We start from the raw sequence: 22,664 nt of genomic DNA on the forward strand, positions 1-22,664 counted from the left end.
CCTTCCGCAGGGTTAAGAAGGGGCCCTTCTACATCGGAGAACGATAAGAAGGGTCCCTTCCTTACTCCTCTGGGCTAACGATGGGCGTCAGCCCTTGACGTAGGGTTTGCCGTCGGCGGCAGGGGCGCGCACGCGGCCCACCAGCCCGGTCACCGCGAAGATGGTGGCCACGTACGGCAGCATGTTCAGGAACTGGCTCGGGATGGGGCTGCTGATGCCGATCAGGAACGACGTCAGCGCCCCGAAGAAGCCGAAGAACAGCGAGGCCAGCAGCGCCCCGACCGGGTTCCAGCGCCCGAAGATCATGGCCGCCAGCGCGATGAAGCCCGCCCCGCTCACCATGTACTTGCTGAACCCCGTGGTCGACTGCAGCGAGAAGTACGCCCCGCCGAACCCGGCCACCGCACCCGCGATCAGCACGTTGAGGTAGCGCAGCCCCAGCACCCGGATGCCGACCGTGTCGGCGGCCGCCGGGTGCTCGCCGACCGCGCGGGTCCGCAGGCCCCAGCGGGTGCGGAACAGCGTCAGCGTCACCACGGCCACCGCGATCAGCGAGCCGTAGCTGAAGATCGTGCCGTTGAACAGCGCCGGTCCGAGCACGGGGATCTCCGACAGCCCCGGGACCGGCCAGGTCGGCACCCGCTCGGGGAAGTTGTACGCATCCGTGTCGGGCCGCATGACCTGCTCGTAGAAGAAGGCGGTCAGGCCGCCCGCGAACACGTTCAGCACGATGCCGACCACGACCTGGTCCACCAGGTACCGGATGGCGAAGACGGCCAGGATCGCCGACAGCAGCGCGCCGCCGACCATCGCCGCGACCAGGCCCAGCCAGAAGCTGCCGGTCACCGTGCCGAACAGCGAGCCGAAGAAGGCTCCGGTGAGCAGCTGGCCCTCGATCGCGACGTTGACCACGCCGGTCCGCTCGCACAGCACGCCGCCCAGCGAGCCGAAGATGAACGGGATGGCCGCCGTGAACGTGATCGCCGCGACCGAGCCCAGCGGCATGATGTGCGACACCGGCGAGACCGACATCTGCCAGCACAGCGCGGAGACGATGAAGGCCAGCAGCGCCGTGCCGACCAGCAGGCCGAAGTGGCGGCCGGTGACCAGCAGGGCGACCCCCGCCGCGACCGCGATCAGGCCGAACAGGATCGCCCCGACGTTGCCGGGGATGTCGATGCCCTTGCCGTCGACCGTCTCGCCGTAGGCGAAGCGGGCCGCCTCGCCGGTGGCCAGCAGGCCGAACACGATCGTGGCGAGCAGGCCGAGGCCGGTCATCACCGCGCCGGTCTTGCGGGCCCGGGTCCAGTAACCCGTCGGCACCGCCAGCTCGGCGTCCAGAACGGAGGTCGTCATGTCAGCCCTTCGCGACCATGGCCTGCGCGGCGGCAGCCGGCGACCTGCGGAGTCGGTAGATCGTCTTCACCAGCGCGGGGGCCGCGACGAAGAGCACGATCAGCGCCTGGATGACGACGACCAGCTCCTGCGATACACCGCTGAAGTTCTGCATGGTGTTGCCACCCGCCTGCAGCGCGCCGAACAGCAGGCCCGCACCGACCACGCCCCACGGCCGCACCCGGCCCAGCAGCGCGACCAGGATGCCGTTGAAGCCGATCTGGCCGAGCATGTCGCCGGTGAGCGCGGGGGCGGTGCCCAGCGCGACGGAGGTGCCGCCCAGGCCGGCCAGCGCACCCGCCAGGGCCATGGTCAGCGCCAGCGTGGTGCCGACGCCGATGCCCGCGGTGGCGGCCGCGCTCGGGTTGTGGCCGACCGCGCGCAGCTCGAAGCCGAACCGGCTCCGCTTGAGCAGCCAGGCCACCCCGGCCGCGGCCAGCACGGCCAGGATGATGCCCAGGTTGGCCCGCAGCAGCGGGTCGGGGATCAGCTTGGGCAGGTAGCCGGAGGCGGCGATGGGCTTGCTGATCGCGTCCGGGCGGTTCGGGTCCTTGATCCCCTCCTGGAGGATGTACCAGCCCAGGAAGAGCGCCGCGATGTAGTTCAGCATGATCGTCAGGATCACCTCGTGCGCGCCGGTGCGCGCCTTGAGGATGCCGACGAGGTAGCCGTAGAGGCCGCCGAGCAGGGCACCGGCGATCAGGCCGAGCGGCACCTGCAGCCACGGGGTGGTCGACAGCGCCAGGCCGACGGTGCCGCCGCCGATCGCGCCCATGATCGCCTGGCCCTGGCCGCCGATGTTGAACAGGCCCGCCCGGAACGGCACCGCCACCGCGAGCCCCGTGAAGATCAGCGGCGCGGCGTACGTCAGCGTCTCGGTGATCGGGTAGAACACCTGCTGCCAGGGCGCCATGTCCCAGTACCAGCGGTTGGCGGTGTCGGGGTTGACGACCGAGCCCTTGAACATGTCGCCGTACGCGGTGCTGACGAAGTCCCAGCTCTCGGCGAGCGTCTTGCCGGGCTGGTAGAAGAAGTAGCTCCACTGCTCGCGCAGCTCGGCGTTACCGATGATCATGAGGATGCCGCCGCAGAACAGCGCCAGCACGATCGCCAGGATCGTCACCGTCACGTTGTTGTCGGCCCACAGCTCCTCGCGCAGCACCTGCCCGAACGAGCGCCGGGCCGGTTCGGGCGCGCGGCGGTGGCCCACCGCCGGCTCGCCGGCCCGCACCGCGTACTGGTCGAACGGCGGCTTCTCCACCGACGGGCTCTTGTCCGGCGAGCTGGCGGTCGCCTGGGGCTCCGCGCCGACCGGCCCGGCCGACTCGATCGGTTCGTGCGATGTCATGCGGTCACCTCTGCGCCGGGGGTGGGTGAGCTGGGGTCGATGCCGGCCATCAGCAGGCCCAGGGTCTCGCGCGGCGTGTCCGGCGAGACCACGGCCAGCACCCGGCCGCGGTACATCACGGCGATCCGGTCCGACAGGGCCACCACCTCGTCGAGCTCGCTGGAGACCACCAGCACGCCCGCGCCCCGGTCCCGCTCGGCCACGATCCGCGCGTGGATGAACTCGATCGAGCCCACGTCCACGCCGCGGGTCGGCTGCGCCGCGATCAGCAGCTTCAGCGGCCGCGACATCTCCCGGGCGACGATCACCTTCTGCTGGTTGCCGCCCGACAGCGAACCCACCGGGTGCTCGGCCGACTGGGTGCGCACGTCGAACTCGGCGATCTTCTGCTGCGCCGACGCGTCGATCGCGTCGAGGTCGAGGGCGAACCGGCCGCCGTACGGCGCCTGGCGGTACAGGTCCAGCACCAGGTTCTCCGCCACGGAGAACTCCTTGACCAGGCCGTCCACGCTGCGGTCCTCGGGCACGTAGCCGACGCCCGCGGCCAGCACCTCACGCGGCCGCCGGCCGGTGATGTCCTGGCCCTCCAGGGTCACCGTGCCCGCCAGCGCGGGGCGCAGCCCCATGACCGCCTCGATCAGCTCGGACTGCCCGTTGCCCTGCACGCCCGCGATGCCCAGCACCTCGCCGCCGCGCACCACCAGCTCGACGCCGTCGACGGCGCGGTGGTTGCGGGCGTCGGCGACGACCAGGCCGGAGATCTCCAGTACGGGAGCCCCGACGGTCGCCTCCTCCTTCGGCACCTCCAGCACCACGCTGCGGCCGACCATCAGCTCGGCCAGCTCCGACTCCGGCGCGGTGGGCTCGGCCGTGCCGACGGTCCGGCCGCGGCGGATCACGGTGATCCGGTCGGCCACCGCCTTGACCTCGCGCAGCTTGTGCGTGATGAACACGATCGACTTGCCCGCCGCCTTCAGGCCGCGCATGACCTGCAGCAGCTCGTCGGTCTCCTGCGGGGTGAGCACCGCGGTCGGCTCGTCGAGGATGAGCAGGTCGACCTCGCGGGTCAGCGCCTTGACGATCTCGACGCGCTGCTGGATGCCGATGGGCAGGTCCTCGATGATCGCGTCCGGGTCGAGCGGCAGCCCGTACCGCTGGGAGACCTCGCGGACGAGGTAGGCCGCCTTGTGGCGGTCGATCAGGCCGCCCTTGACCGGCTCGGTGCCCAGCATGATGTTCTCCGCGACGGAGAAGACGGGGACCAGCATGAAGTGCTGGTGCACCATGCCGATGCCGACCTTGATGGCGTCGCCCGGCCCCTTGATGCGTACGGGTGCGCCGTCGACGAGGATCTCGCCCTCGTCCGGCTGCAGCAGTCCGTACAGCACGTTCATCAGGGTGGACTTGCCCGCACCGTTCTCGCCGAGCAGGGCGTGGATCTCGCCGGGCTCCACGGTGAGGCTGATGTTGTCGTTAGCGACGAGGTCACCGAAGCGCTTGGTGATGCCGCGCAGTTCGAGTCTCAGCTCCGACCTCCGAAAGTCCAAGCACCCCGGCGCGAGTGCCCGCTCATTATGTGGGCGCCGGCGGGGGTGGTCCACTTCCCCCTTCGGCGGTGTGAAGGGAATGATCCGGCCGCCACCCGCTCCGCCTCTCGGCGGTTCAGGCGGCGGCCGGATCTGTCGTGCAGGGGTGGCCGCCCGCTACGGCGATGATCTCACCGGGCGCTGCGGCCGGGTGTCACTTCGGCTGGGCCGGGGACTCCACCTTGATGGTGCCCGCGATGATGTCGGCCTTCAGCTTGTCGATCTCGGCCTTCAGGGCCGGGTCGATCTTGCTGTCGAAGTCGTGGTACGGGGCCAGCGAGACACCGTTGTTCTCCAGGGTGCCCAGGAAGCCGCCGGTCAGCAGGGTGCCCGGGGTGGCAGCCGACTTGGCCAGCGCGTCCTTGACGCCGTCCTTGGAGTTCTTCACGACGGTGGTCAGCATGACCGAGCCGTACTTGGTGGTCTCGAAGCCGTCGGCGTCGACCCAGATCACGACGTACTTGCTGCCCGCGTTGGCGGCGGTGCCGAGGCCCGCGCCACCGGCGACCGGGAAGATCACGTCGGCGCCCTGGGCGGCCAGCGTGTCCGACTTCTGCTTGCCCTTCTCCTGGCTCACGAAGTCGTCGGCGAACAGGCCGTCCTGCTTGGCCTTGTCCCAGCCCAGCAGCTGGACGTTCTTGCCCTTGGCCTTGTTGTACGCGGCCACACCGTCGGCGAAGCCGTCCATGAAGATGGTCACCGGCGGGATCTTCATGCCGCCGTAGGTGCCCACCTTGCCCGACTTCGAGTAGCCCGCGGCCAGGTAGCCGGCGAGGTACGCCGCCTGCTGGGTCTCGAACTGGATCGGGTAGACGTTGGCCAGGCCCTGGTTGCCGGCGTCGACGATGGCGAACTGCACCTTCGGGTTCGCGGTGGCGACCTTCTTGGTGGCGTCGCCCATCAGACCACCGACGGCCTGCACGTACTGGCAGCCCTTGGTGACCGACTGGGTCAGGTTCGGGTCGTAGTCGGCCATGGTGGTCGACGGGGTGTAGCCAGCCTTGATCGCCGGGTTGGCGCTCTCCGCAGCCTGCATACCCGCCCACGACGAGGCGTTGAACGAGTGGTCGTCGATGCCGCCGGTGTCGGTCACCATGCAGGCGGCGAACTTGGCGGCAGCCGCGGACGTGGAGCCGGCGTTCGGCTCCTCAGTCGGCTTGCTGCACGCGGCGGCGGCCAGAGCCAGGCCGGCCGCGGCGACGAGCGCGACAATCTTCATCCCACGCACAGGGCGCAAGACGGTCTCCTCTCCCATAAAGACACCGCGCGACGAACGAACACCCGGATCCCAGGCGACGGCACGGTGAACCTCGTCTGGCAACGTACCTGTCACGCCGCCGTTCGAACGACAATCGTGCAGGGTTGTTGACCGCTCGTTACCCCCGCGTGACCTCGACGTGTAAAGAATCACGAAAATGCTTCGACCAGGGCGCATGGGAACCAGACACGCGGTCATGAACGAGGCGTTTCCCGCCGGCGCTCCTGGCTGACGGCTCAGCACGCCGCTGGCGTACCCTCAGCGTTCGTGGAGGCTCTTCGTCTGATTCTGCGGTACGTGCACCTCGTCGGCTTCGCCCTGCTGCTGGGCGGCGCGGTGGTCCAGTACCTGTCCGGCAAGATCCGCGTCAACTCCGTCATGGTCTGGGGCGCGAGCATCCAGCTGCTGTCGGGCATCGCGCTCAGCGCGCCACTGGGCCGCGAGGTCCAGCCCGACCCGACCAAGCTCGCCGTCAAGGGCGTCATCGCGCTGCTGATCTTCATCATGGTCATCGTGCCGTTCGTGAAGAAGCGCGAGAGCGTCAACCCCGGCCACTTCTTCGCCATCATCGGCCTGACCCTGGTCAACGCCGGCGTGGCCGTCTTCTGGCACTGACCCGTCGATGACGCGGGCGCCTGCCGGCGCCCGCGTCATCGACGCGCCGCCCCGCTGTCGGGTGCGCCGTCCCGCTGTCGGGGCGTCGTGCAGTTTCGGGGAAAGTGCACGAATGCGGCCGTTGATTCCGGCACTTTCCCCGAACTTGCATGATCAAGTCGCGAAGCGCGGGCGCGGAGCGAACGGCGGTGCGGGCGCGGGCCGGTCACCGGCGGCGGCCGCGTAGGGCCGCGCGCAGCTCGGCGACGAGCTCGTCGAACTCCTCCGCCAGCCGCGCCGCCGTCACGGTCAGCACCGTCCACCCCGCGTCGTCAGGCACCGGCACCCGCGGCCGCCGCTGCGCCTCATCCGGCTCGCAGACGATCCCGACCCGCTGCTGCGGCCAGGCCAGCTCCAGCGAGGGCGCCGGGCCGTCCCCGGTCTCGACCACGTAGTGCAGCACCGGCGCGGGCAGGTTCGCCAGCGCGAGCCTGACCCGCAGTCGGCTCTCCAACGGCGAACGCGACGCCGGATCGGTCAGCTTCGCCGCCTTCAGCAGCCGGTTCCACCCCGGCGTGCCGATCCGGGCATTGGCGTACTCCACCAGCGCGCCCGAGCTCACCACCCGCCGCGTCGTCAGCACGTCCATCAGCGCCACCGCGTCGGGCAGGTCGAGCCAGCGGGCCAGGTCCCAGCAGGTGCGCTGCGGCGTGGTCACCCGGATCCCGTCGGTACGCCGGGTGATGTCCTTATCCGGCACCGCCCCCCGGTGCACCAGCAGCCCCGCCATCGGCCCGAACCGGCCCGCGGTCAACACCTCCACCGGCCCCTCCGCCTCGTACGGCGCCCCGTACAGGCTCGCCGCGGAGCGGCCCGCGATGACCCCGTCCTCGGGCAGCAGGAAGTCGACCACGGCGAGGCAGCGCAGGCGGTGCGTGATGGTGAGCGCCCGGTCGGCGTACACCCCCCGGAACAGCGGCTGCCACGCGGTGCTGCGCAACTGCGCCGGCGTGAGCAGCCCCGAACGGACCGCATCAGCCCCCCGGAAGATCCGGCGGGTCAGCTCATCAGGACGTAGCGGCGGCTTGGGCACCGCGCCAGCGTAGGCACCCCCCGCCACCGTCGATCAAGCAACACGCTGTATTGCTGGCGCCCGCCTTCGGCGGGCGCGGCACGCTCGCCTTTCAGGCGGCGTCTTCCCTCGTCGCTGCTGGGCCTTCGGCTCGGTCACGCTCCTCAGTCCAGACGCCGCCGGCGAGCGTGCGGGGGGTGGAGGGCCAGTGCCGCCGACTGGCCGGTGGGGCTGTGTCCGCCGGACCTCCGACCGCCCGTCGCATCTGCCTGACCCGCTTCGCGGCGTGGGGCGGTGGTCAAGATCGCCATGAGCGGTAAGAACGGCCCATCTCAGCCCACCTTCTGACCCGCGACACCGATCATGACCACACAAGCCCCGAAGATCGCGACCCGAGGTCAGTCTCCGGGCCCCACCAGAGGCCGAACCCCATATTCCGACCCCCACGACGATCACGCCACAGCCAGCGCCCTCAAGATCGCCCCCAGTGGTCAGAACAGCCCGTTTCAGCCGACCTTCCGACCCGCGACGCCAATCATGACCGACAGGCCCTCGAAGATCGCGACCCGAGGTCACTTTCCGGGTGCCGCCAGAGGCCGAACCCCAGATTACGACCCACCACGACGATCACGCCGCAGCCAGAGCCATCAAGATCGCCGCCAGCGGCCACTCCCGACCCGATCCGAACCTCTCCGCCCGTCTCGAAGCGCCGCAACCACCGACCGCACGCTCGCCGGCGGCGTCTGGACTGAGGAGCGTGACCGAGCCGGAGGCTCGGCAGCGACGAGGGAAGACGCCGCCTGGAAGGCGAGCGTGCCGCGTCCGCGAAGGCGGGCGCCAGAATTACAGCTCGCCGGCGGCGTCTGAACTGAGGAGCGTGACCGAGCCGAAGGCTCGGCAGCGACGAGGGAAGACGCCGCCTGAAAGGCGAGCGTGCCGCGCCCGCGAAGGCGGGCGCCATATTACGGCTAGTGGTGGCACACGGGGTCGAACCGCGCGCCACCACCGCCTGCTGCGGGCATGTCGGCCGGGGTGGGGTGGCGGCCGATCATGCGGTTATGGATCATGCCAGGTTGATCAGGCCAGGCGCCAGACCCCGAAGCCGGGTCCGTCGCCGGGCAGGGTGACCGCACCGTCGGCGTCGACCGTGAGCTCGGTCGGGCCGTACAGCGGGGGCAGGGTGGTGCCGGGGGTGAGTTCGAGCGGGAGCGGCACCGGGTCACCCGGGTCGCGGCGGGCCGCGACCAGTAGTGACTCGGCTTCGGTCTCGCGGAGGTAGACGAGGGTGTCGGCGTCGGCGTGCAGCCAGCGCAGGCCGCCGTCGCGCAGCGCGGCCTCGGCGGCGCGTAGCCCCATGAGCTGCCGGTACGCCGCGAGCGTCGGCTCGTCGCGGTCGTCGGGCCGCCGCCACGGCATCGGGGTGCGCGCGTTCTCGCCGTTCCAGCCGGTGAGGCCGAATTCGCTGCCCGCGTACAGCATGGGCACGCCGGGGTAGGTGGCCAGCAGCCCGACCGCGACCAGGTGCCGGTCCCGCGAGCCGGTGATGGTCCGGATGCGCGGGGTGTCGTGCGAGTCGACGATGGTCCAGGAGTTGAGCAGGGTGCGCCAGGAGACCCGGCCCGCGAAGGCGCGCATCGTGGCGTACGCGGCGGTCCCGGGTCGTCGCGGCACGTCGCCCGGCATGTCGAAGAACGCGGTCAGTTCGGTGTCGCCGCCGCGCAGCCAGGTCCACACGGGCCGGGTGAAGCCGAGGTAGTTCATGGTCCCGTGCCAGCCGTCGCGGTCCATGTCCGCGGTGGGGTCGTGGGTGTACTCGGCGAGCAGCACCGCGTCGGCGGGCAGCGCGGCGCGCAGGGTCCGGGCCACGTCGTGGCCGTCGTCCTGCCCGGCGCGGCGGCCGGTCTGGTGGGCGACGTCGACCCGCCACCCGTCGAAGTGCTCCAGCCAGCGCCGGAGTACCGCCGCCATCCGGTCGCGCACGAGCGGGCTGGACCAGTCGAGCTTGGGCAGCCGGGGCTCGTCCCAGAACGACTCGTACCCGTGGTCGGGCAGCGGCTGGTCGGAGTGGAAGTAGTACATGCCGCGCTCGGGGGCGGCGGGGTCGGCCAGGGCGGCCCGGAACCACTCGTGCGCTGCGCCGGTGTGGTTGGTGGTGATGTCGCCGAGCAGCCGCATGCCGCGCTCGTGCACCGACTTGGCGAGCCGGGCCAGCGCGTCGTCGCCGCCGAGCAGCGGGTCGACGGCGTCGAAGGTCGAGGCGTCGTACCGGTGGTTGGAGCGGCCGGGGAAGATCGGGGTGAGGTAGACGGTGTCGGCGCCGACGGACCGGATGTGGTCCAGGTGCTCGGTGATGCCGTCGAGGTCGCCGCCGTAGAACTGCTCGGCGGTGCCGGGTCCGGTGCCCTGGGCCTCGTCGCGGTCCCAGTCGGCGGGCAGGGCCCAGTCGGGCAGCGTGCCGGGGTCCATCGGCCCGGCCGCCGCGGAGCGGGCGAAGCGGTCGGGGAAGATCTGGTACACCACGGACCGGGCCGCCCACGCGGGCGGCGGCTCGTACGACACGAGCCTGAAGTCGGTGTCGTCGGTGACCTCGTGCTCGACCACGCCCGCCGAGGTCAGCCAGTACGGCGCCCCGGCCGCCGGGGTGAGCCGGAACCGGTAGTTGGTGACGCCGTTGCGCGCCCGCAGGCTGACGCGCCACCACACGTCGGTGGGGCCGTAGCCGCCGAGGCAGGCGCCGGTGCGGTCGGGGTCGACCTCGGCCGCGTACACGACCGGTTCCCGGTCGAACGTCGCCCGCACCTGCACCGCGCCGACCTCGGCCGCCGCGGGCACCCGTACCCACACCGTGACGGTGTCGCCGAGCACGGGCTCCGGGTGGGACACGTAGAGGCCGGACCCGTCGTGGTGCGGCTGGTTCGCCAACGTCATCCGGCCTCTCCCTCCTACTGGGTGTCCGCGCTCAGCCCTTGGTCCCACCGGCGGTGAGGCCGGAGACCAGGTGCCGCTGCACATAGAGGAAAACGACCGCGGCGGGAACGGTGACGAGCACCGCGGCCGCGGTGAGGTACTCCCACTGCGGGTTGAACTGCGGCACGAACTGGCGCATGCCGTACGACAGGGTGAACCGGTCGTCGGTCTGGATGAACGCCGACGCGTACGCGAGCTCGCCCCACGCGGTGAGGAAGGTGTAGAAGGCGGTGACCGCGATGCCCGGCCGGGCCAGCGGCATGATCACCTTCCAGAACGTCATGAACGGCCCGCACCCGTCGATCGAGGCCGCCTCGTCCAGCGAGGTGGGGATCGAGTCGAAGTAGCCCTTGAGCATCCAGGCGCAGAACGGCACGGCGATGGTCAGGTACGCGATGATCAGCGACGCGTGGGTGTTGATCAGCCCGAACGTCGCCATGATCTGGTAGATCGGCACGATCAGGATCGCCACCGGGAACATCTGCGTCACCAGGAAGACCAGCATCAACTGGCGGCGGCCGGGGAAGTTGAACCGCGACAGCGCGTACCCGGCGGTGGCCGACATCAGGATGCCGAAGAACATCGTGCAGGCCGCCACCAGTACCGAGTTGAACACCCAGGACGGGAAGTTGGTCTGGGTGAGCACGTAGTCGTAGTTGGCCAGGGTGGGCTCCTTGACCAGCGTCAGCTCGGTGCTCTGGATCCACTCCTTGGGCTTGAACGACGCGGCCAGCACCCACACGATCGGGAAGATCGCGATCAGCGAGGCCAGCACCAGCGTGCCGTGCAGCCCGAGCGAGGCCAGCGGCTTGCGCTTGCTGCGGGGGCGGTTGTTCCGCACGGCCGCCGACGGCATGCGGTGGATCGTCGCCTCGCGCAGCGTCGAAGTACCAGTCTCGGACACGGTCACCACACCTCACCCTGCTTGCGCAGCATGCGCCGGTAGAACACGGAGAAGACGAGCAGGATCGAGAGGATCAGCACGCCGTACGTCGAGGCCAGCGAGTAGTTGCGGATGCCCTCGAAGGCGGCCCGGAACGAGCCGGTCACCAGGATCTCGGTCTGCCCCGCGGGCTGGCCCTGGGTGACCAGGAAGATCACCGGGAACATGTTGAAGGTCCAGATGGTGCCCAGCAGGATCACGGTCATGCTGACCGAGCGCAGGCCGGGCAGGGTGATGCTGACGAAGCGCTGCCACGGGCTGGCGCCGTCGATCTCGGCGGCCTCGTACTGCTCGGTGGGGATGGTCTGCATGCCGCCGAGCAGGGCCACCATCATGAACGGCACGCCGAGCCAGATGTTGGTGAGGATCGCCGTGAGCAGCGAGGTCTTCCAGTCGGAGAACCACTCGACCGGGTCCAGCCCGACCTTGGTCAGCAGCGCGTTGAACAGGCCGAACTTCTCGTTGAACATGAACTTCCAGGCGAACGCGGAGACGAACGCCGGCACCGCCCACGGCAGGATCAGCAGCACCCGGTAGACGCCGCGGCCCCACATCGGCCGGTTGAGCATCACGGCCAGGCCCAGGCCGATGGTGTAGTGGAACACCACGCAGCCGATGGTCCAGATCAGCGTGACGCCGAGCCACTGCCAGAACTGGCCGACCTTGCCCGACAGCACGTCCACGTAGTTGTCGAACCCGACCATGTGCCAGGCCTCGGGGTTGGCCTTGCAGCTCTCCGAGCCGGTGATCGACTTGGTGCAGATCTCGGCCAGCTGGTTGGCCTCGGTCAGGTTGGTGAAGGAGAGGAACACCCCGCGCACCAGCGGGTAGATGATCAGCACGCTGAGGACCACGACCACCGGCGCGACCATCGCCCAGGCGTACCAGTGCCGGTCCCAGCTGCGGCGCAGCCAGGAGGGTCGCTTGGCGGGGCGGTGGCTGCGGGAGGCCGGGCTGGTCGTGGTGGGCGGTGTCGCCGTCACTGTGCTCACGGAGGGCTCCGGATTTCGGGGGTGGAGATGCTGCGTAGGAGCGGGGGCGGCGGCCGACCCCGTCGGGTCGGCCGCCGCGTTCCATCAGGAGAGCGTGTAGTTCTTCACGACCTCGTTGAGGTACTTCTGGGCGACCGCGTCGAGCGAGGTCTTCGCGTCCTTGCCCTGGATCAGGGTCTCGGTCGCCATGGCGTCGAGCGGGCCGAAGAACTGGCCGCCCTCCGGGATCCACGGGCGGGCCGAGGCGGTCGCGATGACCGGGCCGAAGGCCGAGATGATCGGGTTCGACTTGACCGAGGCGATCTCGTACGCCGACTTGCGGGTCGGCAGCACGCCCAGCTTGTCGGCCAGGAAGGCCTGCGACTCAGCCGAGGACATGAACTTGACGAACTCGACCGCCGCGGCGGCCTTGTCCTGCGACATGCCGGAGTACAGCACGTAGTTGTGGCCGCCGACCGGCGCGCCGGCCTTCTTCGAGCCGGCCGGGACCGGGGCGATGCCCAGGTTCTCGATGCCGCCGAAGGTGGTGGCGCTGCGGACGTTGTTGACCTCCCACGGCCCGTTGATGATCATGGCGACCTTCTGCTCCTTGAACAGGGTCATCATGGTTCCGTAGCCGTCGGCCGCCGGGGGCTTGACCGCGGCACCGGACTTCACCAGGTCCTGCGCCACCTTGATGCCGGCCACGTTCTCAGCCGAGTTGACGACGATCTTCTTGCCGGCGGTGTCGACCAGGTCGCCGCCCTCGCCGTAGATGAAGGGCAGCAGGAAGTAGCCGCCCGGGTTGATGAACAGGCCGTCCTTGCCGGTCTTGGCCTTGATCGCCGCGGCGGCGGTCTTCACGTCGGCCCAGGTCTTGGGGGCCTCGGCGATACCCGCGTCGGTGAAGATCTTCTTGTTGTACAGCAGCGCGAGCGAGTCGGTGACCTGCGGGACGCCGAAGGTCTTGCCGTCGAACTTGTTCGAGCTCATCGGGGTCGGGAAGAAGTCCGACTCGTCGGCGAGCAGCGCGGAGCCGTCGAGGTTGTACAGGTAGCCCAGGGAGGCGAACTCGGGCACCCACGCCACCTCGGCGCGCAGGATGTCCGGGGCGCCGCTCTTGGCCGCGGCGGCCGTCTTGAACTTGTTCTGGGCCTCACCGAACGGGACCGACTGGTAGTTGATCTTGACGTTCGGGTAGGTCGTGTTGAACTTGGCGATCAGCTCCTTGAACGCCGGGCCCTCGTTCGCCGGGTCCGACGTGTCCCACCACGTCAGGTCGGCCTTGAGGTCCGCGGGGTTGTTCTTCGGGGCCTCGGGCGTGTCCTTGCCGCACGCCGCCGCCGCGAGGGCGAGAACGGCGGTGGCGACGACAGCGATCCCGCGGGCGGTGCGACGCATGTGCGCTCCTTGGGGGAATGTCTGGGTAGTCAGCGCCCGCGCGACAGGTTCGTCACACGGGCGGGGGGTGGTGCCAGCCGCGATACGCCGCGCTGGAAGATCTTCCAGAACCGCTGACGTACGACAGCACCCCGTTGCCGGGGTCATGCTTGCTGGTATGAAGTTTGTTGCCGGGAGGTTAGCAAGTCTTTGCAGCGATTGGAAGTCCTTTCAGTTCGGGACTCTCCAGATCACGCTCTCCTGCGTTAGAGTGCCGCCATGCGCGCACGACTCTCTGACATCGCCCAGCAGGCGGAGGTGAGCGAAGCCACCGTCTCCCGGGTGCTGAACGACCGGCCCGGCGTCTCCGCCGACACCCGGCAGGCCGTGCTGACCGCACTCGACGTGCTGGGCTACGAAAGGCCCGCTCGCCTGCGCAAACGTAGCGCGGGCCTGGTCGGCCTGGTCGTCCCCGAGCTGGACAACCCGATCTTCCCGGCGTTCGCCCAGATCATCGAGACGACCCTGGCCCAGCAGGGCTTCACCCCCGTCCTGTGCACCCAGACCCCCGGCGGCGTCACCGAGGACGAATACGTCGAGATGCTGCTCGACCGCCAGGTCAGCGGCATCGTCTTCGTCTCCGGCCTGCACGCCGACTCCACCAGCGACCCCGAGCGCTACCGCAAGCTGATCGCGCGCCCCCTGCCGATCGTGCTGGTCAACGGGTATGCCGAGGGCATCGAGGCCCCGTTCATCTCCTGCGACGACCGCGCCGCCGGCGAGCTCGCCGTGTCCCACCTGGTCGCGCTCGGGCACAAGAAGATCGGCCTGATCTCCGGCCCCGACCGCTACCTGCCCGTGCAGCGGAAGATCGAGGGCTACCGGTCGGCCATGCGGCGCCTGCTCGGCCTGACCGACACGCAGATCAACGAGATGATCTCGCTGTCGCTGTTCGGCGTGGAGGGCGGCGACGCGGCCGCCTCCCGCCTGCTCGACCGCGGCGTGACCGGCTTCGTCTGCGGCTCGGACCTGATGGCGCTGGGCGCGATCCGCGCCGTGCGCCAGCGGGGCCTGCAGGTGCCCACCGACGTCTCCGTGGTCGGCTACGACGACTCGCCCCTGATCGCGTTCACCGATCCGCCCATGACCACGCTGCGCCAGCCCGTCCGGGCGATGGCCGTGGCGGCCGTCCGGGCACTGGTCGATGAGATCAAGGGACACCCGGCCCCCCACTCGGAGTACATTTTCCGGCCGGAACTGGTCGTTCGGGGCTCAACCGCCGCCTACAGCGGGTGACATGAGGCCAGCGTGACGGCTGAAACTTTCTGAAAACTCTTGCTTGACTCTTGCGTAGCTTGCGCGACATCCTTCATTAGTCATTCTGTGCCGGGCCACATCGTCGTGGCCCCGCCGACCCGTGGAGAAGCACCACACCGCACCTCGCGCAGCCGCTCATGCGCAGCACCCCTGGAAAGGAACGCCAGTGACCACGCAGGCAAATGACGACTGGTGGCGTGACGCCGTCGTCTACCAGGTGTACCCGCGCAGCTTCGCCGACGGCGACGGCGACGGCACCGGTGATCTGCAGGGCGTACGGGGCAAGCTGCCGTACCTGCGCGAGCTGGGCATCGACGCGATCTGGCTCAGCCCGTTCTACACGTCCCCGCTGGCCGACGGCGGCTACGACGTCGCCGACTACCGCGACGTCGACCCCCGCTTCGGCACTCTGGCCGACTTCGACGCGATGGCCGCCGACGCGCACGCGCTCGGCATCCGCGTCATCGTCGACCTGGTCCCCAACCACTCCTCCGACCAGCACGCCTGGTTCCAGCAGGCGCTGGCGGCCGCCCCCGGCTCCCCCGAGCGCGAGCGGTACATGTTCCGCGAGGGCCTCGGCGAGAACGGCGAACTGCCCCCCAACGACTGGGAGTCCATCTTCGGCGGCCGCGCCTGGACCCGGGTCGCCGACGGCCACTGGTACCTGCACCTGTTCGCCCCCGAGCAGCCCGACCTCAACTGGGAGAACCCGGAGGTCCGCGCGGAGTTCCGCGACGTGCTGCGGTTCTGGCTGGACCGGGGCGTGGACGGCTTCCGGATCGACGTCGCCCACGGCATGATCAAGGAAGCGGGCCTGCCCTCGGTCGGCCGGACCAGCGACGACGGCGGGCGCCAGGTCGAGATGCTCGGCAGCGAGCGGCTGCCCTACTTCGACCAGGACGGCGTGCACGACATCTACCGCGAGTGGCGGCCGATCCTGGACGAGTACCCGGGCGGGCGGATGGCCGTGGCCGAGGCGTGGGTGGAGTCGCCGGAGCGGCTGGCCCGCTACATCGGCCGCGACGAGCTGCACCAGGCGTTCAACTTCGACTTCATGATGGCGGACTTCGACGCGGCGTCGTTCCGTACCATCATCGACAAGTCGCTTGCCGAGGCCGACCTGGTCGGCGCGCCCACCACCTGGGTGCTGTCCAACCACGACAAGTTCCGCCACGTCACCCGCTACGGCGACGGCAGCGTCGGCCTGCGCCGCGCCCGCGCCGCGACGCTGCTGATGCTGGCCCTGCCCGGCTCGGCGTACCTCTACAACGGCGAGGAGCTGGGCCTCAACGAGGTGCTGGACCTGCCCGACGAGCTGCGCGAGGACCCGTCGTTCAAGCGTACGGGCGAGAGCCGCGACGGCTGCCGCGTCCCGCTGCCGTGGGGCGGCACCGCCGAGGAGGGCTTCCGGTTCAACCCCGACGGTCAGGGCACCCCGTGGCTGCCCCAGCCCGCCAAGTGGGAGAGCCTGACCGCCGAGGCCCAGGAGAGCGACCCCGACTCGACGCTGAACTTCTACCGCGCCGCGCTGCGGCTGCGCCGCGAGCTGCCCGCGCTGGGCGGCGGCACGGTGCAGTGGCTCGACGCCCCAGAGGGCGTGCTGGCGTTCCGCCGCGACCCGGGCGTCGTCGTGATCACCAACATCGCGGACCGGCCGATCGCGCTGGCGGAGCTGGGGCTTTCGGGAACGCCGCTGCTGACGAGCTCGGCGGTGCCTACGCCGGGGACGCTGCCGGCGGACACCACGCTCTGGCTGCTCGCCTGACGGCTTCGCAGTAAGGAAGGGCCCCTTCTTATCGCAATGCGATGTAGAAGGGGCCCTTCCTATCTCCGCGCGAGGGCGGGGGTCTGCCGCACGCGGGTGGCGAAGATCCGGGAGGATGAGGGCGTGGTGGCGTTCTTCGATCGCGTACAGCGGATGGCCGATTCGGTCACGGCCCGGTATGAAGGTTGCGTGATGTGGGCCCGCAAGCGCTCCGCCGCGTTCGACCACCTGTGGCGGATGAAGGAACGCTACGCCGACGTGCTGGCCGGCCGCCTCGCCGCGGCCATCGCCTACTACGCCTTCTTCGCCACCTTCGCCCTGGCCATGGTGGCGTACGCGGTCCTGGTCAAGGTCTTCTCCGGCAACCCGGACCTGGTCGCCGACGTCGACCTCTTCCTGTCGCACTACTTCCCGGCGATGGACACCAGCCAGCTCAAGACCGCCGCCGTGTCCATCGGTTGGGTCGGCCTGGTCAGCCTGGTGCTGGCCGGGATCGGCTGGGTCGACGCCTGGCGCTCCTCGCAGCGCGCCATCTGGGGGCTGGACCAGCACCCGGGCAACTTCCTGGTGCTGCGCCTGACCGACCTGGGCATGCTGATCGTGCTGGGCCTGCTGATGGGCGTCTCCATCACCGCCGTCGACCTGCTCGGGCGGCTGGTGGACCGGCTCTCCGACTGGTGGGTACTGCTGACCGTCGGCTCCTACGTGCTGACCGTCCTGGTCAACTCCATGATCGGGTTCGCGCTGGTGACCACGCTGCCCCGGGTGCACATGACGCCCAAGCGGCTGCTGCCCGCCGTCGGCATCGTCGGCGTCGGCATCACGCTGCTCAACTCCGTCGGCCGCTACTTCGTCTCGCGCACCGAGAACAACGTCGCGTACGTCGCCGTCACCGCCGCCGTCGGCCTGCTGCTGTACCTGTACCTGTTCAACCAGATCGTGCTGTGGGCCGTCGCCTACGCCGCCACCTCCACCCACGGCAAGGTCTTCGACCTGGCCTGGGGCCGCCCCCGCAAGCACCACCTGGACTGGGTGCCGCCCGGCGACGCCGCGTCCGCGACCGCCGCCGAGGCGGCGGCGGACGGGTCCGAGGCGCTGGAGGGGGTGGACGACTCCGACGCGCCGGATCGCCCGAAAGCGCCCCAGAAGCAGGACAAGCCACGATGATGGTCGCGTGGGTGCACTCGTGACACTGGAGCTGCCTGCCGGTTCGCCGCAGCTCGACCTTCCCTGGATCATCACCTTCGGGCCGCTGGACGACGAGGAGGAGTGGGAGCCGGTCGTCTGCGGGCCGTACGAGCGCGCGCACGCCCTCGCCCTCGCCCAGCACGTCGTCGCCGACGAGGACCTGATGGCGGTCGTCGAACCGCTGCTGCCGGCCACCTCGATCGAGCAGATCCGCGGCGAGATCTCGGTCGCCCAGCGGCTGGCCGCCGAGGCGGCCGACGAGATCGACGACGTCCTCGACGACGACGCCGAGGACGAACACGACCACGATCATGACCACGAGGACGAGGACGGCCACGCCGCCCTGGAGCCGCCGACCGAGGCGGAGCTGAAGGCCGCCTTCGCCCGCATCTCCGCCCGCCTGACCGCCTGACCGCCTGACCGCCTGACCGCCTGACCGCCTGACCGCCTGACCCGCCCATCCTTTAATCGACGCTGGCCTATCCAGAGGACGACTTTCGGAGATTCGTCCTCTAGATAGGCCAGCGTCAATGCTAAGCGGGGCGCGGGGACCGGTCAGCGGGGGCGAAGCGGGTAGTCGCGCAGGGGTTCCCAGCGGCCGTTGCCGCTGTGCTCGTACCGGGTGAAGTGGTCGACGACGAAGCGGGCCGAGTAGTCCGCCATCCGCTCGAACACGTCGTCCAGCGCCGGGCCGGGCACGTCGTGCCCCACCGTCACGTGCGGGTGGTACGGATGGGTCAGCTCCCGCGACAGCGGCCCGGTGCGGATCGCGTCGGCCAGGCGCTCGCACTCGGCGATGCCCGCCGCCAGGGCGACGAACACGACCTGGCTGATCGGCCGGAACGTCCCGGTGCCGCGCAACTGGACGGCGAACGGCTCGCTGGCGGCGGCGACCTTGCGCAGCAGGCGGTCGATGCGCCGGTCGAGGTCGGCCGATACCGGCAGCACGGTCGGTCCGAGCAGCGTGACGTGCGCGGGGATCAGCGCCGCCTGCGGGTCGCCGGTCGTGGCACGGGCCGCGTCGAGTTCGGCGCCCCACGGCTGGGGTATGCCGATGGCGATACCGATGGTCCGCTCCACGGCGCACCTCCCTCCCACGTCAGGATCGGGCATGGCACCCGCCGCCGCACCCCGATCGGGGCGACGGCGGCGGTCAGGCGTTCGATCAGCGGGAGGGGGCCAGGAAGCCGATCCGGTCGTACACCGTGGCCAGGGTCTGGGTCGAGACGGCGCGCGCCTTCTCCGCCCCGATGACCAGCAGCTTGTCCAGCTGGGCCGGGTCGTCGAGGAACTCCTGGGTGCGCTGCTGGACCGGGGTGACGAACTCGACGACGACCTCGGCCAGGTCCTTCTTCAGATCGCCGTAGCCCTTGCCGTCGTACGCGGTGACCAGCTCGTCGATGCCGCGGCCGGACAGGGCCGAGTAGATGGTCAGCAGGTTGCTGACGCCCGGCTTGTTCTCGGCGTCGAAGACGATGTCGCGGCCGGTGTCGGTGACCGCCGACTTGATCTTCTTGGCGGACCGGTTCGCGGGCTCCAGCAGCTCGATCAGGCCGTTGGTGGTCGACGCCGACTTCGACATCTTCGCGGTCGGGTCCTGCAGGTCCAGGATCTTCGCCGTCTCCTTGACGATGTGCGGCGCGGGCATCGTGAACGTCTGCCCGAACAGGGTGTTGAACCGCTGTGCCAGGTCGCGGGTCAGCTCCAGGTGCTGGCGCTGGTCCTCGCCCACCGGCACCGCGTCGGCCTGGTAGAGCAGGATGTCCGCGGCCTGCAGGATCGGGTACGTGAACAGGCCGACGCTGGACCGGTCCGCCCCGGACTTGCTCGACTTGTCCTTGAACTGCGTCATCCGGCTGGCCTCGCCGAACCCGGTGATGCAGCCCATAACCCAGCCGAGCTGCGCGTGCTCGGGCACGTGCGACTGCACGAACAGCGTGCACCGGCTCGGGTCCAGGCCGAGCGCGAGCAGCTGCGCCACGCTCACGCGGGTACGCTCGCGCAGCAGCTTCGGGTCGTGCCCGGCCGTGATCGCGTGCAGGTCCACCACGCAGTAGAACGCGTCGTGCGTCTCCTGCAGCCCCACCCAGTTGCGGACCGCACCCAGGTAGTTGCCCAGGTGGTAGGAGTCGGCGGTCGGCTGGATCCCGGACAGCACCCGGGGCTTGCGGCTGGACGGCACATCGGCAGACATGCCGACGATTGTCCCACCCTGATGATCGCTCCGGAACATCGGGAACCGGCGTCCCGGCTGAGGACTCACTAGAGTCGCCGGACACCGACACGGACACCGCGGGGGAGCTGATGGGCGCGCACGAGGAGCTGGGCGAGCTGTACCACGCCGGCTACCGGCGGCTGGTCACGCAGGTGTTCGCCTTCACCACCGACCTGACCGAGGCGCAGGACGCGGTGCAGGAGGCGTTCGCGCGGGCGCTGGCCCGGCGGCGCGGCCTGAGCGACGTGGACGCGCCGGAGGCGTGGCTGCGTACCGTGGCGATCAACGTGGTGCGGCGGCGCTGGCGCCGCCGCCAGCTGCTGGACACCATCCTGCTGCGGGAGCGCCCGCTGGCCCGCCTGGCCGCGCCGCCGCCCGAACCGGACAACACCGATCTGCGCGAGGCGCTGGCGGTCATCCCGCGCCAGTACCGCGAGGTCATCGTCCTGCACTACCTGGCCGACCTGCCCCTGGACGAAGTGGCGCAACTGCTGGAGGTGCCGGTGGGCACGGTCAAGTCCCGGCTGTCGCGGGGGCGCGACGCCCTGCGCGGCCTGCTCGACGACGTCGAGGCGCCCCCGCTGGCCGAGGTGCGCGCGCGGGCCGGGCGGATCCGGCGCCGCCGGCAGGCCGCCCAGGTGGGCAGCCTCGCGGCGGCGGTGCTGACCATCGCGGTGGTGGTGCTGCCCTGGCAGCAGCGGTCGGCGCCCGAGCCGCTCGCCTCGGCGAGGCCGTCCGCCTCGGCCGGGCCGAGCACGTACACCGGCTCCGGGCTGTCGGTCATCGGCGTGGTGGACCCCGGCACCACCCCCGACCTGCCCGGCCAGATCAACGAGCTGGAGCTGGACGGGGCCGCCGGGTGGCTGCGCACCAGCTGCAAGGCCGCCGAGCGCGACTGCCGCCCGGCCTTCGCCCGCACCGACGACGGCGGCCTGACCTGGTACGCCATGGCCGACCCCGGCCTCGCCCCGCCCGCACCGGCGAGCCCGCCCCCGCTCACGGGCGCGTGGACGGCCCGCCGCCCCACCCCGGCGGGGGTGTGGTGGGCGGCGGGGCTGCACGGCTCGCTGCCCGCGCTCGCCGCCAGCACCGACGGCGGCAAGACCTGGCAGCGGTACGACCTGAGCGGCCCCGCCGACTCGGTCACCGCGACCGTACGCGGCGAGCAGGTGCTCGCCGTCGTCGGCCGACGCGGCGCCCTGACCGGCGTGTACACCGCGACCGGCCGCCCGGCGCCCGGCACCGCCATGGCCCGGGTGTCCGATGGCGACGGCCTGGCCGCCCGCGGCGAGCCGGTGCTGCTGCCCGACGGGCGGCTGCTGCTCGCCGGGGTCGACGGCAGGCTGTGGCTCAGCGACGACCTCGGGGCGGTGTTCCGCCGCGCCCAGGGCACGCTGCCGGGCGTGGACGAACTCCGCGCGACCTCATCGGGGTACGCGGCGCTCGGCCTGTTCAACAGCGGCTGGGTCGCCGTCTCCGACGACGGCGTGACCTGGCGCAAGCTGCCGATCCGCTGAACCCGCCGACCGGCCGGGGTCAGGCCGCTTCGGCGACCAGGCCGACCTCGGCCTCCTCGACCCGGCGGTGCGGGACGGGCTCGGCGTCGGCTTCGGCGTCAGCCTCGACCTCCAGCGCCGGCTCGACCACGGTGACGCGCACCCGCGCCACCCGGCGGCCCTCCAGCGCCAGCACGGTGAGTTGGTAGCCGTCCAGGTCGGCGGTGTCGCCGGGCTGCGGCATCCGGCCCAGGTTGCTCATCAGGAAGCCGCCGACCGTCTCGTACGGCCCGGCGGGCAGGCGCACCCCGGTGCGCTCCACGAAGTCGGCGAGGTTGAGCATGCCGTCCAGCTCGGCGGGCAGGCTCGGGCCGGTGGCGGTGGCGACCGGAGTCTCGTCGTACTCGTCGTGGATCTCCCCGACCAGCTCCTCGATCAGGTCCTCCAGGGTGACGATCCCGGCCGTGCCGCCGTACTCGTCGACGACGACCGCGATCGTGTTGCGCTCGCGGCGCATCTCAGACAGCGCCGCCAGCACCGGCTTGCTGCCCGGCAGCCGCTTGATCTCGCGGGACAGCTCCCGCACCGGCCGCTCCGGCCGCTCGTCCCACAGCAGGTCGCGCAGGTGCACGAAGCCGACGACGTCGTCGTGGCTGCCGTCGGTCACCGGAAACCGGGTGTGCCCGGCCTCACGCGCCTCCGCGACCGCCTCGGCCACCGTCATCGCCACGTCCAGGAACCACACCTCGGTGCGCGGCACCATCACCTCGCGCAGGCTGGCCGCCGAGCGGGCCAGCGCCTTGCCGATGATGTGCCGCTCCTCCGGGTCCAGCGCCGTGTTGACCGCGACGAGCTGGCGCAGCTCCGCCTCGGTGATCTGCTCCCGGCCGACGGTCGCCTCGGCTCCGAGCACCCGGTTGGTCCAACGGGTCAGCGCGTCTGCGGCGCGGACGATGGCCGGGGCGAGGGCGCGGGCGACGCGACCGGGCGGACGTAACCTGGGCTCCCGTCGTCGCGGTTCGCGACCAGCGCTTTCCCGCGTGACCGGGGTGTTCTGCCGAGGCACAGCCATTTGCGCATCTTAGCTCCCGCCGACTCGCGGTCCCCGGATCGCCGGTGTTTGTGCTTGTTGTGTTCTGTTGGAATGTGGTGAGATAGCTGGCGAATTA

18 protein-coding genes are annotated in these 22,664 nt (G+C 70.7%); 6 read left to right on the forward strand and 12 right to left on the reverse strand.

What is annotated here, in order from left to right; all coding sequences use genetic code 11:
- Positions 1–87: 87 nt before the first annotated feature.
- The 4 genes from QEZ54_RS03215 to QEZ54_RS03230 form a co-directional block, all read right to left on the reverse strand.
- Positions 88–1,356, reverse strand: coding sequence for an ABC transporter permease (locus QEZ54_RS03215; RefSeq protein ID WP_281302901.1), 1,269 nt, complete (start codon positions 1,354–1,356; stop codon positions 88–90).
- Position 1,357: 1 nt separating this feature from the next.
- Positions 1,358–2,743, reverse strand: coding sequence for an ABC transporter permease (locus QEZ54_RS03220; protein WP_281302902.1), 1,386 nt, complete (start codon positions 2,741–2,743; stop codon positions 1,358–1,360).
- Positions 2,740–4,290 carry an ABC transporter ATP-binding protein gene (locus QEZ54_RS03225; protein WP_281302903.1) on the reverse strand — a complete coding sequence of 517 codons (1,551 nt, stop codon included), beginning with the start codon at positions 4,288–4,290 and terminating at the stop codon, positions 2,740–2,742. The genes QEZ54_RS03220 and QEZ54_RS03225 overlap by 4 nt, the downstream gene beginning before the upstream one ends.
- A gap of 193 nt (positions 4,291–4,483) precedes the next feature.
- Positions 4,484–5,548, reverse strand: coding sequence for a BMP family ABC transporter substrate-binding protein (locus QEZ54_RS03230; protein WP_281302904.1), 1,065 nt, complete (start codon positions 5,546–5,548; stop codon positions 4,484–4,486).
- 306 nt (positions 5,549–5,854) lie between these two features.
- Here QEZ54_RS03230 and QEZ54_RS03235 point away from each other — a divergent pair, with 306 nt between their 5' ends.
- Positions 5,855–6,202, forward strand: a complete 348-nt coding sequence (locus tag QEZ54_RS03235; RefSeq protein WP_281302905.1) for a hypothetical protein — start codon at positions 5,855–5,857, stop codon at positions 6,200–6,202.
- Between the two features lie 205 nt (positions 6,203–6,407).
- Here QEZ54_RS03235 and QEZ54_RS03240 read toward each other — a convergent pair whose 3' ends face one another.
- From QEZ54_RS03240 to QEZ54_RS03260, 5 genes are all read right to left on the reverse strand, one after another.
- Positions 6,408–7,274 (reverse strand): hypothetical protein, encoded by an 867-nt coding sequence (locus QEZ54_RS03240; protein WP_281302906.1) that lies wholly within the window; start codon positions 7,272–7,274, stop codon positions 6,408–6,410.
- Positions 7,275–8,330: 1,056 nt separating this feature from the next.
- Positions 8,331–10,181, reverse strand: coding sequence for a glycoside hydrolase family 13 protein (locus tag QEZ54_RS03245; protein ID WP_281302907.1), 1,851 nt, complete (start codon positions 10,179–10,181; stop codon positions 8,331–8,333).
- 31 nt (positions 10,182–10,212) lie between these two features.
- On the reverse strand, positions 10,213–11,076 hold the full coding sequence (locus QEZ54_RS03250; RefSeq protein ID WP_348650507.1) for a carbohydrate ABC transporter permease: 864 nt from the start codon (positions 11,074–11,076) through the stop codon (positions 10,213–10,215).
- 50 nt (positions 11,077–11,126) lie between these two features.
- Positions 11,127–12,035: a sugar ABC transporter permease gene (locus QEZ54_RS03255; RefSeq protein WP_281303043.1), complete on the reverse strand. Its 909-nt coding sequence runs from the start codon at positions 12,033–12,035 to the stop codon at positions 11,127–11,129.
- 204 nt (positions 12,036–12,239) lie between these two features.
- On the reverse strand, positions 12,240–13,535 hold the full coding sequence (locus QEZ54_RS03260) for an extracellular solute-binding protein (protein WP_281302908.1): 1,296 nt from the start codon (positions 13,533–13,535) through the stop codon (positions 12,240–12,242).
- Between the two features lie 258 nt (positions 13,536–13,793).
- Between QEZ54_RS03260 and QEZ54_RS03265 the strand changes: the two genes are divergently transcribed.
- The 4 genes from QEZ54_RS03265 to QEZ54_RS03280 all read left to right on the forward strand — a co-directional run bounded on the left by QEZ54_RS03265 (position 13,794) and on the right by QEZ54_RS03280 (position 18,196).
- Complete coding sequence (locus QEZ54_RS03265; RefSeq protein WP_281302909.1) at positions 13,794–14,810, forward strand: LacI family DNA-binding transcriptional regulator; 1,017 nt, start codon at positions 13,794–13,796, stop codon at positions 14,808–14,810.
- Positions 14,811–14,997: 187 nt separating this feature from the next.
- Positions 14,998–16,596, forward strand: a complete 1,599-nt coding sequence (locus QEZ54_RS03270; RefSeq protein ID WP_281302910.1) for a glycoside hydrolase family 13 protein — start codon at positions 14,998–15,000, stop codon at positions 16,594–16,596.
- Positions 16,597–16,788: 192 nt separating this feature from the next.
- Positions 16,789–17,763: a YhjD/YihY/BrkB family envelope integrity protein gene (locus tag QEZ54_RS03275; RefSeq protein ID WP_281302911.1), complete on the forward strand. Its 975-nt coding sequence runs from the start codon at positions 16,789–16,791 to the stop codon at positions 17,761–17,763.
- A gap of 7 nt (positions 17,764–17,770) precedes the next feature.
- Positions 17,771–18,196 (forward strand): hypothetical protein, encoded by a 426-nt coding sequence (locus QEZ54_RS03280; protein WP_281302912.1) that lies wholly within the window; start codon positions 17,771–17,773, stop codon positions 18,194–18,196.
- A gap of 143 nt (positions 18,197–18,339) precedes the next feature.
- Here QEZ54_RS03280 and QEZ54_RS03285 read toward each other — a convergent pair whose 3' ends face one another.
- Positions 18,340–18,897 carry a 2'-5' RNA ligase family protein gene (locus QEZ54_RS03285; RefSeq protein WP_281302913.1) on the reverse strand — a complete coding sequence of 186 codons (558 nt, stop codon included), beginning with the start codon at positions 18,895–18,897 and terminating at the stop codon, positions 18,340–18,342.
- A gap of 52 nt (positions 18,898–18,949) precedes the next feature.
- Positions 18,950–19,978, reverse strand: a complete 1,029-nt coding sequence (trpS, locus tag QEZ54_RS03290; RefSeq protein ID WP_281302914.1) for a tryptophan--tRNA ligase — start codon at positions 19,976–19,978, stop codon at positions 18,950–18,952.
- Positions 19,979–20,088: 110 nt separating this feature from the next.
- Here trpS and QEZ54_RS03295 point away from each other — a divergent pair, with 110 nt between their 5' ends.
- Positions 20,089–21,516, forward strand: coding sequence for an RNA polymerase sigma factor (locus tag QEZ54_RS03295; protein WP_281302915.1), 1,428 nt, complete (start codon positions 20,089–20,091; stop codon positions 21,514–21,516).
- A gap of 19 nt (positions 21,517–21,535) precedes the next feature.
- Here QEZ54_RS03295 and QEZ54_RS03300 read toward each other — a convergent pair whose 3' ends face one another.
- Complete coding sequence (locus QEZ54_RS03300) at positions 21,536–22,567, reverse strand: transporter associated domain-containing protein (RefSeq protein WP_281302916.1); 1,032 nt, start codon at positions 22,565–22,567, stop codon at positions 21,536–21,538.
- Positions 22,568–22,664: the final 97 nt, after the last annotated feature.

Origin of the sequence: Catellatospora sp. KI3, from assembly GCF_029948125.1 — a bacterium.
Taxonomy (GTDB): Bacteria; Actinomycetota; Actinomycetes; order Mycobacteriales; family Micromonosporaceae; genus Catellatospora.